The organism is Variovorax sp. MPBD4-3 (assembly GCF_058809745.1).
This window is the reverse complement of sequence record NZ_JBXASW010000046.1, coordinates 1-13,129: the sequence shown is the minus strand read 5'-3', so window position 1 is coordinate 13,129 and position 13,129 is coordinate 1. Positions and strand designations below refer to the sequence as shown.

Genomic DNA, 13,129 nt, shown 5'->3' with positions numbered 1-13,129 from the left:
AATGACGAAATCTGTGTCCGTGTTTTCCGTGCTTGTGGCAGGCTTGATCGCGACCGTGGCGCATGCCCAGTCGAACCCGCCCGGCGCGGCCGTGCCGCCCAACTCGCCCGGCTACGCCACGGGCAAGTCGGAAATGGCCGGCGAAGCACGCAAGGACCGCCGGCCGCAGAAGGGTGTCGCACCCGCTGCGGGTGACGAAGCCAAGACCCCGGAAGGCGGCGCCATTGGCACGGACCGCGCGGCCAGGGCCGGTGAGCGCCGTGCGGAGACGCGCGACGCCCGCCGCCCGGGCAAGCCGGTGCCGGTGCCCGGCGGTACGCCGAAGTAAGTCAAGCCGCAGTAAAACGGCCTGAGGCCTTGAGCCTCAGTGCTGACGTGGGCTCGCGCGCTGGCGGATCTCGCTGCGCAGCGCGCGCTGGCCCGCTGAGAGGGCGGTCTCGTAGCTGTCTTCGGCATCGAATGCGCGCCGCAGCAGGCGAGGGCTCTCGCCCTTGTCGTCGGTTTCGAGCAGTTGCCAGACATAGGCGCCCGGCAGCGGCTCCACGATGGTGAGTTCGATCGGGTGGTTCATGCATTCACCATGGACCTGCCCGAGCGGCCTGTCTGTAGGCCGAATTCCACGGGTCGGATGGCGCATCCGAGGTCATGTTTCTTCCGTCTTGAAGAGACCGCGCACGTTGAGTGCCGCCAGGCACACCTGCAACGCGATCAGCGCCCACGCATCGGTGTGAACGCCCCACACCACCCACAGCACATTGCTCAGCAGGAAGATCCAGAAGCCGACATTGCGGCGGGATTTGTCGCGCGACGCGACCAGCCAAGCGGCGGCCAGCGAAGCCGCGAAGGCGGGCCATTGGATGAGTGCAAGAAGCTCCATGTGGATGTGTGTGCAGGCAAGTGAATTGATGAGACCGACCTTGGCACGCAGCGCATTGCCCGCACAGGTGCTGCCAGCCGACGCATGGCGTGGGCCGGTTCCCACGCGCAGGGCCGGCCCTGCACCGCAGGCTCGATATCAGCCAGGAATTTCAACGAACACACAGGAGCAACCATCATGGATGCCAACACCCCAACACCCGCCGTGGAGGAACGCCTCGTCACCTTCACCTACCTCGGCCGGTTTTTCCTTTGCCGCGCCGAGCGGCTGGACAACCAGACCTACAGGCCCGTGGTGGTCTGCCGCAGCCGCGTGGCGGACCAGCCCGACGTCGAACTGCCCCCGGACACCGACAACGTTTCCTACGCCACCGAGGCCGAGGCGCTGCGCCACGCGGAGCAGCAGGCGATGCGCTGGGTGCACGACCGCACGGGGGACGGACAGGGCCGGCTCTGACGTAGAGCCCCGGCACGCTCACGATCAGATAGACAGCCCCATGCGTTGAAGCCCGCCATGGCACCTGACATATGTCAGGTGTCGCGCGGCTTCAAGGCGCCGATAGCCATAGGCCGGCGGGAGTCGGCGCCGTGGGCCGTTCTTATTCTGATTGTGGGTTCTATGAAATTTCCAGCGAAGCTTGGAATCGCCAAGCGTCTCTATTGCGTTCTTGCCATCCTGGTCGCCAGCCTGACCGGTCTTGCGAGTTTTTCGTGGAGCGACCTGTCGCGTGTGAGCGATCTTGCTGCCGCCACCGAAGACCTGCGCGTGCCGCAACTCCAACGCATTGCAGCCATAGAACTCAACGTGATCCGCGCGTCGCTGCAGATCAGGCACGCGATGCTCGTGAAGTCGCCCGAGGACCTTCAGGCCACGCTGGCCGACATCGGGCAGCGGCGCCAGCTCATCGAGAAAAGTGCGTCGGACTATCGCGCGGGCCTCACGGACACCGCGGACCTGAACGACTTCAAGGAGTTCGAAAAACTGGCGGCCGAATTCTGGCCGATTGCCGACACGAACGTCGCGCTGGCCAAGCGCGCGGACATCGATGCGGCTTTCAACCAGCTCGTGCGGGAAACCATTCCTGCCCGCAACCGGCTTCTGGTGTGGCTCGACCGCGCGAAGAAGCGGCAGGGCGACGAACTGAAAACCGAACTGGCGGCAATACGCACCAACGCGGATCAGACCCGGCTGCAGCTCGCGGCCCTGGTCGCTGCCGTGGCCACCGGCATGACGTTGTTCTTCCTGCACATCGTCAGGCTGGTGCGCCGGCGCATCGCCGCCGCGCAAGCCGTTGCCAACCGCGTGAGCCGGGGCGATCTCACGGTGGCCATTGCCGATCCCCATCGCGATGAGTTCACGCCGCTGGTCGATGCCCTCGCCGACATGCAGCACAGCCTGGTGCGCATCGTGAGCGGTGTGCGGCAGGGCACGGAAGCCATGCTGTCGGCGTCTTCCCAGATTGCAACCGGCAATCAGGATCTGTCGGCCCGCACCGAGCAGCAGGCAAGCTCTCTGCAGGAGACGGCCGCCTCGATGGTCCAGCTGACATCGACGGTGCGGCAGAACGCGACGAGCGCCATGCAGGCGAATCAGCTCGCGGTGTCGGCCTCCGACGTGGCGCGCCGCGGGGGCAGCGTCGTGAACCAGGTGGTCCACACCATGGGCTCGATCAACGAGGCCTCCGGCAAGATCGTCGAGATCGTCGGGGTCATTGAAGGCATCGCCTTCCAGACGAACATCCTGGCGCTCAATGCGGCCGTGGAGGCCGCGCGAGCGGGAGAGAAAGGGCGCGGGTTCGCCGTGGTGGCGTCGGAGGTGCGCAATCTCGCGCAGAGGTCTTCGGCCGCCGCGAAGGAGGTCAAGAGCCTCATCGACGATTCGGTCAGCCAGGTCAGGGCCGGCACGCGCCACGCGGCGGATGCCGGGGCAGCCATGAAGGAGATCGTGAGCGGCGTGCTCCGCGTGACCAGCATCATCGGAGAGATCACGAACGCCAGCCACGAGCAGACTACCGGCATCGAGCACATGAACCTCGCGCTCGCCCAGATCGAGGGGACCACCCAGCAGAATGCGTCGCTGGTGGAGCAGGCCGCCGCGGCTTCCAGTGCTCTGCAGGACCAGGCGGGCAGGTTGATGCAGGAGGTCGATGTGTTCAGGCTCATGGAGCGGCAAGTCCGGACAAGCTAGTGCTTGTTGGAGCGCTCCGAACGGGGCGGGCGGTGGTTCGAAGCCGGCAGCCATGCGAGGCCGTCGGCGACGTTGACTGCGCAAATCTTTGACGGACGTTAACTATCGAGCTTCTCAGTGACCCGCAGTTAATTCATACGTATCGACCGCGAAATAGGAATTCGGAGGAACAATCGGTGCCACCGCCAACGTAGGCGGCCAACTGTATGGCAATGGAGCAACCAAGCTTGTTGCCCGGAATAGGTGGCACCAGCGTTGGCAGCTTCCTGCAGGAACTCGGGAATGCCGGAGTCAATGGCCAAGGTGCTTCGCCCAGCACTGGCAATCCGAATAGAGGTGGTAGATGATTCAAGCAAAAAGTACAGGTTTGAGGATGTTGGGAGTCTTGTTCCTGACATTCCTCTTCATCATTGGCGTCGGGTTTTCCGTGGGGGCCTTACTTGCGATGCCCCTGATTCGCTGGGCGATTCACCGTGTACTTTATTTTCCTGTTGCGCCATCTGAGCTGCTCAGTTTGTTGGCAGTGATCCTAGGCGTGACTGTTTTTGCAACGCTCGTCATGTGGTCGGCTGGACGGTCCAAGGGGCAGTGGTGAAACGAGGCCATGTAATCTGCGCCATCGCGCTGGCATGCATCGCGCTGGCAGCCTGCCGAACCGCGCCGTTGTATGAACCGAGTCGCCGAGCATTGGTGGCTGCAGAGGAGGACGAAGAGCGCACTGTCGTCGGTCATCCGGTGCCGGGCACCGCGATCGCTCAGCTGCATGCCGGAATGACCTACGCGCAGGCCGTCAAGATCATGGGCAAGCCGGATGCCGAGACGGTGAACAACACTGGCAAGGCCTGGATCCCTACATACAACGGGACGGACCGGTGGCGCCACTACCTCGCCTACAAGGGGCAGGGCGTATTGGTTTTCGCGGGCGCCGCAGGAGGGGAGATTGCCGAGATCTCCCGCACGAAGGCTTACACGCCTGATGTGCTGATTCAGATCGTCCACAACCCCAAAGACACCGGCCGGTTCTGACATTTCAATCGCAGCGTGCACGACGGATGTCCGTGCCAGCAGTAGTCATCAATCAAAAATTTTCCATGCGCATTTATTTCCTCACCGCTCTCGTTGCATTCGGTCTGCTATCAGGTTGCGCCCGATCTCCGGTCGTCCCTCAGCAGCAGGCCCCCGTTAAACGCGTCATGGTGGTCCCAGTGACGCCCATCGACAAGCTGCATACCGAAAACAAGGGCATCCCGCTCGGCGTGCTGTGGCAGTCCGTTGCAGACCGCATCAAGAGTTCGGACTTCAACGACCGCATGGAGGCGACTCGAAAAGACATGGGGCCGAAGCTCACTGCAGCGTTGGTTCGGCAGCTGGCAGCTCAGGGCTTTGAAGCGAAGGTCGTCGAAGGCGCTTCGAGCCGCTCGGCGGAATCTGCGATCGATGAAAGCAAGCTGCCTCCGACCGATGCGGTGCTGCGCATCTATCTCAACGAAGTCGGCATGTTCTCCGCCCGCTTCTCGAAAGACTATGTTCCGCGCGTCAATCTGAGTGCCTATCTGGTTCGAGGCGAAACGGAAGACAGCCTCTACAGCGAAACGCTTTACTACGGGGCTGATGCGACGAGCGAGAAGGCTTCGTGGAGCGTGCCGGCGAACCCTGAGCATCGTTGGTCGAGCTTCAGTGAATTGGTGGAGCGTCCGCAAGAGGTCGTTCAGAGCTATGACCATGCGGTCGATGCGCTGGCGACGAGGATTGCTCAGAACATTCGCGCACAGGTTGCGCCGAGCTCGGTCGCGGTGCGGCCGGCAATGCCTTGAGTCCAACGATTCGCGCGCCAGGTTGGCCGGCGCAGGCTGCGTACGGAATGACAACGATGGTCTTCGCCGTCTGAACTGCTACCCACCGACAGTCAGTGCCCGGCCCCACCGGCCGGCGCCACCATCCGCTGCAACAGCGGCTGCCGCGCCAGCACCGCATCCCGCGGCCCGTGGTCGACCACATGCCCGGCTTCCATCAGCACCACCGTATCGAAGCGCTCCAGCAGGCTCAGCCGGTGGATCGACGCCACCACGCAGGCATCGGGAAACGCACGGGCGATGCGCTCCAGCACGCGTGCTTCGGTGCCCGCGTCGAGCGCGCTGGTCGGTTCGTCGAGCAGCAGCAACGAGCTGCCCTGTGCGGCCAGCACGCCGCGCGCCAGGCACAGTCGCTGCCGCTGTCCGCCCGAAAGATTGAAGCCCCGCTCCGACACGGCGGTGTCGAGGTCGCCGTGGTTCGCCTTCAGCACTTCGTCGAAGGTGCTGGTGTGCAGCGCTGCCAGCAGCAGCGCGTCGTCGCGCGGCTGGCCGAAGGCGAGGTTCTCGCGCACGCTGGCTTCGAACAGTTCGGTCTCCTGCGGGATCAGCGTGGCAAGGCGGCGCAGTTGCGTCCAGTCGACGGGCTTTCCGTCGAGCGACAGGGCGCCGCTGTCCGGTGGATACAGCCCGGCCAGCACGCGCAGCAGGGTGCTCTTGCCGCCGCCGCTCGGCCCGACCAGCGCGACCCGCTCGCCCCGGCGCAGGCTCAGTTTCACGTCGTGCAGGCCGCTGCTGCGCTTCACGGGTTCGGAGGGCTCCGCTTGCGGCTCCCCGCGCGCCGCATAGCGCCATTGCAGCCCGTCGACATCGAGCCGGCGCCACACCGCCGATGCGTCGATGCGCTCGCGCTCCGGCACCTGCTCGGGCACGCTCGCGAGCACGTCGCCCGAGGGTGCCTGCCATATCGGCTCCGCGCTGCTGTAGTCGGTGTGCATGCGCGCGAAGAAGCTGAAGTTGGCGGCCACCGAGGTGACGACGCCGGCGGCCTGCTGCGCGTACTGGTAGATCATGAACACGGCCCCCAGCATCACGGCCTGCCCGGGTGCGCGTGCCTGCCACACGTACACCACGACCAGGCCCCAGGTCAGCGCCAGCCCCATCAGGTCGACCGCGAACCACTTGCCCTCATTGAGCACCACGGTGCGCTTCAGCGGCAGCGATATCGCTGCCATGCGCCTGCGCAGCAGCAGGCGTGAAGCCCCCTGCAGCCGCAGGCCGATGACGGTCGATGCATTGCCCAGGAAGTCGAGCAGCGCGGCCACGTACCGGCGGTCGGCGTCGTTCTCGGCGCGCGCCAGTTTCATCAGCGCGCGGTCGATGCGCACGATGACGAGGCCTATCAGCACATAGCCCGCGAGCGCGGTCATGCCGCTGGTGCGCGACAGCAGCGCCAGCGCGACCAGCGGCCCGACGAAGTTGACGGCGTTGGTGAGCCAGATGAACTGGTTCTGCGCAAAGTCCGACAGCGCGCGGCTGGCCTGGTGCACGCGGTGCTGCAGCTCGCCCGAGTGGTGGCCGTCGTGCCAGGCGAGCGGCGCGGCGGCGATGCGCGCATAGAGCTGGTCGGCCAGCGTCTCGCGCACCCGCATGCCCACGTTGCGCTCCAGAATGCGCCCCGGCCCGTGCAGCGCCCATGCACCCACGTACACGCCTGCCAGCGCGGCGATCCAGCGGCCGGCGCCGCTCAGCTCGCCGCGCTGCAGGGCATTGATGGCCTGCCCGGCAAGGTAGGGCAGCGCCAGTCGTATGAGCTGCGACACGGCGAGCAGCGCCGTGGCGCCCAGCAGCTGCGCACGCGCACCTGCTGCGAAGTGCCAGAGGGCCGCATAGAGCTCGCGGATCGCGTTGCCGGGGCTGTTGCTCTTCTTCGTGCCGGTGGTCGTGGTGGTCGCCTGCATGCGTTTTCAGTCAGTCGGTCGGTCAGTCAGTCAGCCCGCCTTGCGGAATGTGAGGTTGATGCGCTGCGCGCCCAGCAGCGGGTGGGGCGCTTCCTTGAGTGGCAGCACGCCGTGGTAGCGCAACCGGTCTTCGCCGCCCCAGACCACGACGTCGCCATGCACGAGCGGCACGCGCACGGCCTTGTCGCCGCGCGCGAGACCGCCGAACAGGAACACGGCCGCCATGCCGAGCGACACCGACACGATGGGCGCGCCGTAGTCATGCTCGTCCTTGTCCTGGTGCAGCGAAAGCCGCGCGCCGGGCGCATAGCGGTTGACGAGGCAGGCGTCGGGCACGAAGCCGTCGAAGCCGGCGGACCCGGCCGCCTCGCGCGCGAGCCGCATGAAGGGCTCCGGCATCGCGGGCCACGGCAGCCCGCTGCCGGGGTCGGTGGGGCTGTAGCGGTAGCCGCGCCGGTCGCTGGTCCAGCCCAGCGCGCCGCAGTTGGTCAGCGCCACGGACATGGTGAAGCCGCCCGGGGTGACGAGATGGCGGAACGGCGCGCGCTCTTCCACGGCGCGGATGGCGGGCAGCAGTTCGTCGACGAAGGGCAGCGCGAAGCCGGGCAGCACGAACGCGTCGGGGCCGAGCGGTTCGCGCGCTGGGCGGGGCGGGTCGTCGAACAGGGCGAGCGTCATGCACGACATTGTCGCCATCGCCGCGCCCCGCGCCTGCGGGCGGCGATGGCCGGGCCTCAGGCCGAGGCGCGCAGCGTCTTGGCGGCCGCCACCATGTTGGCCAGCGCGGGCAGCACTTCCGCCCACTGGCGCGTCTTCAGGCCGCAGTCCGGGTTGACCCACAGGCGCTCGGCGGGCACGCGCTCGGCGGCCTTCTTCATCAGTTGCACGATGTGCTCCTGGCTGGGAATGTTCGGCGAGTGGATGTCGTACACGCCCGGGCCGATCTCGTTGGGGTACTTGAAGTCGTCGAAGGCGTCGAGCAGCTCCATGTCGGAGCGAGAGGTCTCGATGGTGATCACGTCGGCGTCCATGTCCGCGATCGACGCGATGATGTCGTTGAACTCCGAATAGCACATGTGCGTGTGGATCTGGGTCTCGTCGCGCACGCCGTTGGCGGTGATGCGGAACGACTCCACCGCCCAGTCCAGGTACTCCTGCCATTGCGATTTGCGAAGCGGCAGGCCCTCGCGCAGCGCGGCTTCGTCGATCTGGATCACGCGCACGCCGCCTTTTTCCAGGTCGAGCACTTCCTGTCGGATGGCCAGCGCCAGCTGCTTGCACGACGCCGAGCGCGGCTGGTCGTCGCGCACGAAGGACCAGTTCAGGATGGTGACGGGGCCGGTCAGCATGCCCTTCATGGGCCGCTGCGTGAGCGACTGCGCGTACCGGGTCCACTCGAGCGTCATCGCCTTCGGGCGGCTGATGTCGCCGAACAGGATCGGCGGCTTCACGCAGCGCGAACCGTACGACTGCACCCAGCCGAACTGGCTGAAGGCATAGCCCTCGAGCTGCTCGCCGAAGTACTCGACCATGTCGTTGCGCTCGGCTTCGCCGTGCACCAGCACGTCCAGGTCGAGGGCTTCCTGCTCGCGCACGCTGCGGGCGATCTCGGCCTGCATCGCGGCCTTGTAGCCGGCGTCGTCCAGCCGGCCGGCCTTGTGCTCGCTGCGCGCATGGCGGATTTCCGCGGTCTGAGGGAACGAGCCGATGGTGGTGGTGGGAAACTTCGGCAGCTTCAGGAATGCGGCCTGCTTGGCGGCTCGATGGGCATAGGCGCCTTCGCGCTGGCCCAGTTGGCTGGAGAGCCCGGCAACCGCTGCCTGCACTACCGGGTTGTTGACGCGGGGCGACGCCCGGCGCGCGGCGAGGGCGGCGCTGTTGGCGGCGAAGGCGTCCTTCACGGCGTCGCGGCCGTCGCGCAGGGCGGTGGCCAGCACGCGCAGCTCCTCGAGCTTCTGCAGCGCGAAGGCGAGCCACGACTTGACCTCTGCGTCCAGCTTCTGTTCGCTGGCCAGGTCCACCGGCACATGCAGCAGCGAGCACGAGGGCGCGATCCACAGGCGGTCGCCCAGGCGCGCGGCCAGCGGTTCCAGCCAGTCGAGGATAGAGGCGAGGTCGCTCTTCCAGATGTTGCGGCCGTTGATGACGCCCAGCGACAGCACCTTGTGCGCGGGCAGCATGGTCAGCAGCGGAACGATGTCGTCGCGGCCGTTGACGGCGTCGACGTGCAGGCCGGCCACCGGCAGGTTGGCGGCCAGGTACTTGTTTTCCTGCAGCTGGCCGAAGTAGGTGGCGACGAGGATCTTGATGCGCGCGGCCTTGAGCTGGTGGTAGGCCGTGTTGAAGGCGTGCTGCCAGTCGGCGTCGAGTTCGGTGACCAGCAGGGGCTCGTCGATCTGCACCCATTCCACGCCTTGGGCGGCCAGTGTTTCGAGCAGCTCGGCATACACCTGCAGCAGGCGCGGCAGCAGCGCCAGCTTGTCGGAATCGTCCTTGGCCTTGCCGATGGACAGGTAGGTGACGGGGCCGACCAGCACCGGCTTGGTCTTCACGCCCTGGGCCCTGGCTTCGGCCAGTTGTTCCAGCAGGCGCGAGGCGTCGAGCCTGAATTCGGTCTGCGCGGTGAACTCGGGGACGATGTAGTGGTAGTTGGTGTCGAACCACTTGGTCATTTCGCCGGCGGCCACGCCGCCGCAGCAGCCGGCGTGGTCTTCCGCGCCCTGGGCCGAACGGCCGCGCGCCACGCGGAAGTAGTTGTCCAGCGCGTCGCCGTGGAAGCCGCGCACGCGCTCGGGCAGGTTGCCGAGCGTGAAGCTCATGTCCAGCACCTGGTCGTAGAAGGCGAAGTCGCCCACGGGCACCAGGTCGATGCCGGCCTGGTCGCTCCAGTGGCGCTGGCGAAGCTGGGCGCCGAGGGCCTTGAGCGCGTCGCGCGAGGACTCGCCCTTCCAGTAAGACTCCAGCGCGAACTTCAGTTCGCGCCTGGCGCCGATGCGGGGAAAGCCGAGGTTGTGAGTAGTGGTCATGGGGTAGCGGAAACGTCCGGCAGTCAGGAAAGGGCTGGATCGTAGGTTTGCCGACCTGTGAAGTAAAATGGTCTTATTTCACGTATCGATGAATTTCACTCATTAGTCATGCTGGAACGCGCCCATCTGTCGATCGTCCAGGAAGTGGACAAGCAAGGCTCGCTCACGGCCGCCGCCGAGGTGCTGCACCTCACCCAATCGGCCCTGAGCCATTCGATCCGCAAGCTCGAAGCCCAGCTCGGCACCGAGATCTGGCAGCGCGAAGGGCGCAGCCTGCGGCTGACCCAGGCGGGGCAGTACCTGCTGGCGGTCGCCAACAGGGTGCTGCCGCAACTGGACCTGGCCGAGGAGCGCCTGCGCCAGTTCGCCCAGGGCGAGCGCGGGTCGCTGCGCATCGGCATGGAATGCCATCCGTGCTACCAGTGGCTGCTGAAAGTGGCGTCGCCCTACCTGGCGAGCTGGCCCGACGTGGATGTCGACGTGAAGCAGAAATTCCAGTTCGGCGGCATCGGCGCGCTCTTCGGCTACGAGATCGACCTGCTGGTCACGCCAGACCCGCTCTACAAGCCGGGCCTGCACTACGAGCCGGTGTTCGACTACGAGCAGGTGCTGGTGGTCCCGCGCGGCCACGCCCTGGAAGGCGTGCCTTACGTGAAGCCCGAGCACCTGACGCAGGAAGTGCTGGTGACCTACCCGGTCGCCACCGACCGGCTGGACATCTACAACATGTTCCTCATGCCCGCCGGCGTGACGCCCAGGCGCCACAAGGCCATAGAAACCACCGACATCATGTTGCAGATGGTCGCCAGCGGCCGGGGCGTGGCGGCGCTGCCGCGCTGGCTGGTGGAGGAATATGCGGAAAAGATGGACATCGTGCCGGTGCGGCTCGGGCCTCGCGGCATCGCCAAGCAGATCTTCCTGGGCGCGCGCGAGGCGGACATCGAAGTCGACTACCTGAAGGCATTCGTCGAGCTGGCAAGGCAATCGCGCGAATTGCTCGAAAAAGGGAAAAACTCGCTGACTTGAGCCTGAAAGGACTTGAAAAGTAGTCCTTAGGGTTTCAATTCTTTGAACTGCGGAACAAAAGAGTTATGGTGTTTACATCATGGACACCGCCCGGCTCGACCTCCGTGTGCCAGCAGGCTGGAGCTGCTGGGTCGAGCTCATGCGCACGCCGCGCGGCACCTACGTCGGCTTCGCAGAGCTGAGCCAGAGCGGCATTCCGCGTTGCGCGCTGGTGATCACGCAGCAACTCTCATGGGACGCGGCCGTGGAGCGCGCCACGCTGCGGGCCGACCATTTCGTTCGGCAGTGGGGCGCGGCGCGGGGGCACTGAGCAGGCGTCGGCGACAGCGCCGCCGGGCGCGGGCGTGGTAGAAACCGCGAGCGTTTTCAACCCCCCACGTTCCGCTTCCGATGCCGCACTCTTTCCGCCGGGCTACCCCAATACCGCGCGCAAGGTGGCTGGCTTGGCTGCTGGCCGGCGTGACCATGCTGTTCCTGGCCGGCTGCGCGGGCCTGCCGGCCGACGTGCAGCGCAAGCCCTCCACGGCCATCGCGGACGGCGCGGACACCACGCTCGGGCGCCTCGTGCAGGCTGAGGCACCGCCCGGCGAGCCGCTGAGCGGCTTCCGCCTGCTGCCGATGCCGCAGTTCTCTCTGCATGCGCGCGTCGAACTCGCGCGCCGCGCCCAGCGCTCCATCGACGTGCAGTACTACCTGGTGCAGAACGACGAGACCGGGCGCTACCTGCTGCGCGCGCTGCGCGACGCTGCCGACCGGGGCGTGCGCGTGCGGCTGCTGGTGGACGACCTCTATACGGCCGGCGCCGATCCGCTCTTCACCAGCTTTGCCGCGCATCCGAATGTGGAGGTGCGGCTGTTCAACCCGTTCCCGGCGGGGCGGGACCGTCTGGGCACGCGCTGGGCCTGGTCGATCCTCGACTTCGACCGCGTGCATCGGCGCATGCACAACAAGCTCTACGTGGTGGACAACGTGGTCGGCGTCATGGGCGGGCGCAACATCGCCAACGAGTATTTCCTGCGCGACGGCGGCTCCAACTTCATCGACATCGACACGCTCGTGGCGGGCGCGGTGGTGCCCAGGCTGTCGTCGCTGTTCGACGTGTACTGGAACAGCCCGTACGTGTACCCGATCGAATCGCTGGTGCCCGCCACCGGCGAAACCCAGGCGCAACTGCGCGAGCGCTTCGACAGGCTCACCACCGGCCCGGCCCAGCTGCACCCCGAGGAGCCCGGTTCCACCGACCTGCTCGGCAACAACCCGCTGGCCAAGGACCTCGACGCCGGCGCGCTGAAGCTGGTGTGGGCGCGCGCCGAGGCCTATGCCGACGCGCCCGCCAAGGCCCTCGCGCCGACCGAGGAGGCGCGCGGCCTGCCGGCGGACGAATCGAGGGACAGCGTGCTCTACAACGTGCGCCGCTACATTCGCGGCGCCGAGAACGAGGTCCTGCAGACCACTCCCTACCTGATACCCGGGCGCGGCGGCATGGAGAGCATCCGCATCGTGCGCGGCAACGGCGTGAGCTACAGCATCGTCACCAACTCGCTGGCGGCCACCGACGAGTCGCTGGTGCACATCGGCTACCGCCGCTACCGGCCCGAGATGCTGCGCCTGGGCGTGGAGCTGTACGAGCTGAGCCCCAAGCGGGTGGAGCAGACCAAGCGCTTCGGCATGTACGGCTCGGCCAGCGGGCGGCTGCACGGCAAGTCGGCGGTGATCGACCGCAGGATCGTGTTCATCGGCTCGATGAACTTCGACCCGCGCTCGATGCTGCACAACACCGAAGTCGGCATCTTCATCTTCAGCCCGCAGATCGCGCAGCAACTCACCAGCCTGATCGGCTTCATCCGGCTGGACGGCGCCTACCAGTTGCAACTGGGGGCGACGGGTGCCATCGAGTGGGTGAGCCCGGCCTCGGGCGACGCGGCCGACACCATCCTGCACCAGGAGCCGGAGACGGACTTCTGGTCGCGCTGGAAGCTGGACCTGCTGGCGCCGCTGGTGCCGGAGAGCCTGCTCTAGCTGCCGCCGAGCCGCATCCTCAAAACAGAGGATGGTGGGTGGAAGGGGTCCACAGAAGAATCACACGGCTCGTAACGAGTTGATTCTTCTGTTTACTCCCTCTCACCTGAAACCATCCATGAAAACACCCTCCGTGGCCCCGGCCGCCTCCATCTCGTTCTTCAAGACGACGCGCTCCGCTTGCGCAGTGGCGCTCCTGATCTCGCTCGGTGCCTGCGGCGGGGGCCACGGAGGGTGTTTTCA

General features: G+C 66.4%; 14 protein-coding genes. 9 read left to right on the top strand and 5 right to left on the bottom strand.

The genetic code is table 11. The annotated features are described in order from the left end of the window. Window position 1 precedes the first annotated feature (1 nt). Window positions 2-328, top strand: coding sequence for a cell envelope biogenesis protein TolA (locus AC1RVW_RS22665; protein ID WP_106934116.1), 327 nt, complete (start codon window positions 2-4; stop codon window positions 326-328). A gap of 36 nt (window positions 329-364) precedes the next feature. Here the strand turns inward: AC1RVW_RS22665 and AC1RVW_RS22660 are convergent, their stop codons facing one another. Then, on the bottom strand, window positions 365-571 hold the full coding sequence (locus AC1RVW_RS22660; protein ID WP_285411115.1) for a hypothetical protein: 207 nt from the start codon (window positions 569-571) through the stop codon (window positions 365-367). A 72-nt stretch (window positions 572-643) separates the two neighbouring features. Beyond that, window positions 644-877, bottom strand: coding sequence for a hypothetical protein (locus AC1RVW_RS22655; RefSeq protein ID WP_493202629.1), 234 nt, complete (start codon window positions 875-877; stop codon window positions 644-646). A gap of 177 nt (window positions 878-1,054) precedes the next feature. Here AC1RVW_RS22655 and AC1RVW_RS22650 point away from each other — a divergent pair, with 177 nt between their 5' ends. The 5 genes from AC1RVW_RS22650 (at window position 1,055) to AC1RVW_RS22630 (ending at window position 4,878) form a co-directional block, all read left to right on the top strand. Further along, on the top strand, window positions 1,055-1,333 hold the full coding sequence (locus tag AC1RVW_RS22650) for a hypothetical protein (protein ID WP_106934119.1): 279 nt from the start codon (window positions 1,055-1,057) through the stop codon (window positions 1,331-1,333). Window positions 1,334-1,390: 57 nt separating this feature from the next. Continuing rightward, window positions 1,391-3,064, top strand: a complete 1,674-nt coding sequence (locus AC1RVW_RS22645; RefSeq protein ID WP_493202627.1) for a methyl-accepting chemotaxis protein — start codon at window positions 1,391-1,393, stop codon at window positions 3,062-3,064. A gap of 343 nt (window positions 3,065-3,407) precedes the next feature. Continuing rightward, entirely contained in the window at window positions 3,408-3,659 is a 252-nt protein-coding gene (locus AC1RVW_RS22640) for a hypothetical protein (RefSeq protein WP_493202625.1), read from the top strand. Next, window positions 3,656-4,090: a hypothetical protein gene (locus AC1RVW_RS22635; RefSeq protein WP_493202623.1), complete on the top strand. Its 435-nt coding sequence runs from the start codon at window positions 3,656-3,658 to the stop codon at window positions 4,088-4,090. Before AC1RVW_RS22640 ends, AC1RVW_RS22635 begins: the two co-directional genes overlap by 4 nt. A gap of 179 nt (window positions 4,091-4,269) precedes the next feature. Further along, window positions 4,270-4,878, top strand: a complete 609-nt coding sequence (locus AC1RVW_RS22630; protein ID WP_253819950.1) for a hypothetical protein — start codon at window positions 4,270-4,272, stop codon at window positions 4,876-4,878. Window positions 4,879-4,970: 92 nt separating this feature from the next. On the opposite strand, the gene AC1RVW_RS22625 is transcribed toward AC1RVW_RS22630, so the two are convergent. The 3 genes from AC1RVW_RS22625 to metE are packed head-to-tail and all read right to left on the bottom strand — an operon-like array spanning window position 4,971 to window position 9,841. Beyond that, on the bottom strand, window positions 4,971-6,815 hold the full coding sequence (locus tag AC1RVW_RS22625) for an ABC transporter ATP-binding protein (RefSeq protein WP_493202620.1): 1,845 nt from the start codon (window positions 6,813-6,815) through the stop codon (window positions 4,971-4,973). A 30-nt stretch (window positions 6,816-6,845) separates the two neighbouring features. Further along, window positions 6,846-7,493: a DNA oxidative demethylase AlkB gene (alkB, locus tag AC1RVW_RS22620; RefSeq protein ID WP_493202619.1), complete on the bottom strand. Its 648-nt coding sequence runs from the start codon at window positions 7,491-7,493 to the stop codon at window positions 6,846-6,848. A gap of 56 nt (window positions 7,494-7,549) precedes the next feature. Continuing rightward, on the bottom strand, window positions 7,550-9,841 hold the full coding sequence (metE, locus tag AC1RVW_RS22615) for a 5-methyltetrahydropteroyltriglutamate--homocysteine S-methyltransferase (protein ID WP_493202617.1): 2,292 nt from the start codon (window positions 9,839-9,841) through the stop codon (window positions 7,550-7,552). A gap of 108 nt (window positions 9,842-9,949) precedes the next feature. On the opposite strand from metE, the gene AC1RVW_RS22610 reads away from it, so the two are divergent. The 3 genes from AC1RVW_RS22610 to AC1RVW_RS22600 all read left to right on the top strand — a co-directional run bounded on the left by AC1RVW_RS22610 (window position 9,950) and on the right by AC1RVW_RS22600 (window position 12,886). Then, window positions 9,950-10,867, top strand: coding sequence for a LysR family transcriptional regulator (locus AC1RVW_RS22610; protein WP_493202615.1), 918 nt, complete (start codon window positions 9,950-9,952; stop codon window positions 10,865-10,867). Window positions 10,868-10,946: 79 nt separating this feature from the next. Then, a complete protein-coding gene (locus AC1RVW_RS22605; protein ID WP_081269590.1) occupies window positions 10,947-11,177 on the top strand; it encodes a hypothetical protein in 231 nt (76 codons plus the stop codon). A gap of 80 nt (window positions 11,178-11,257) precedes the next feature. Continuing rightward, complete coding sequence (locus AC1RVW_RS22600) at window positions 11,258-12,886, top strand: phospholipase D family protein (RefSeq protein ID WP_493202613.1); 1,629 nt, start codon at window positions 11,258-11,260, stop codon at window positions 12,884-12,886. Window positions 12,887-13,129: the final 243 nt, after the last annotated feature.

Excerpts from the sequence above, each read along its gene's own strand:
- AC1RVW_RS22650 (WP_106934119.1), top strand. The coding sequence starts at position 1,055 with ATGGATGCCAACACCCCAACACCCGCCGTGGAGGAACGCCTCGTCACC.
- AC1RVW_RS22660 (WP_285411115.1), bottom strand. The coding sequence starts at position 571 with ATGAACCACCCGATCGAACTCACCATCGTGGAGCCGCTGCCGGGCGCC.
- AC1RVW_RS22665 (WP_106934116.1), top strand. The coding sequence starts at position 2 with ATGACGAAATCTGTGTCCGTGTTTTCCGTGCTTGTGGCAGGCTTGATC.
- AC1RVW_RS22645 (WP_493202627.1), top strand. The coding sequence starts at position 1,391 with ATGGCACCTGACATATGTCAGGTGTCGCGCGGCTTCAAGGCGCCGATA.
- AC1RVW_RS22610 (WP_493202615.1), top strand. The coding sequence starts at position 9,950 with ATGCTGGAACGCGCCCATCTGTCGATCGTCCAGGAAGTGGACAAGCAA.
- metE (WP_493202617.1), bottom strand. The coding sequence starts at position 9,841 with ATGACCACTACTCACAACCTCGGCTTTCCCCGCATCGGCGCCAGGCGC.
- AC1RVW_RS22625 (WP_493202620.1), bottom strand. The coding sequence starts at position 6,815 with ATGCAGGCGACCACCACGACCACCGGCACGAAGAAGAGCAACAGCCCC.
- alkB (WP_493202619.1), bottom strand. The coding sequence starts at position 7,493 with ATGACGCTCGCCCTGTTCGACGACCCGCCCCGCCCAGCGCGCGAACCG.
- AC1RVW_RS22655 (WP_493202629.1), bottom strand. The coding sequence starts at position 877 with ATGGAGCTTCTTGCACTCATCCAATGGCCCGCCTTCGCGGCTTCGCTG.
- AC1RVW_RS22605 (WP_081269590.1), top strand. The coding sequence starts at position 10,947 with ATGGACACCGCCCGGCTCGACCTCCGTGTGCCAGCAGGCTGGAGCTGC.
- AC1RVW_RS22640 (WP_493202625.1), top strand. The coding sequence starts at position 3,408 with ATGATTCAAGCAAAAAGTACAGGTTTGAGGATGTTGGGAGTCTTGTTC.
- AC1RVW_RS22600 (WP_493202613.1), top strand. The coding sequence starts at position 11,258 with ATGCCGCACTCTTTCCGCCGGGCTACCCCAATACCGCGCGCAAGGTGG.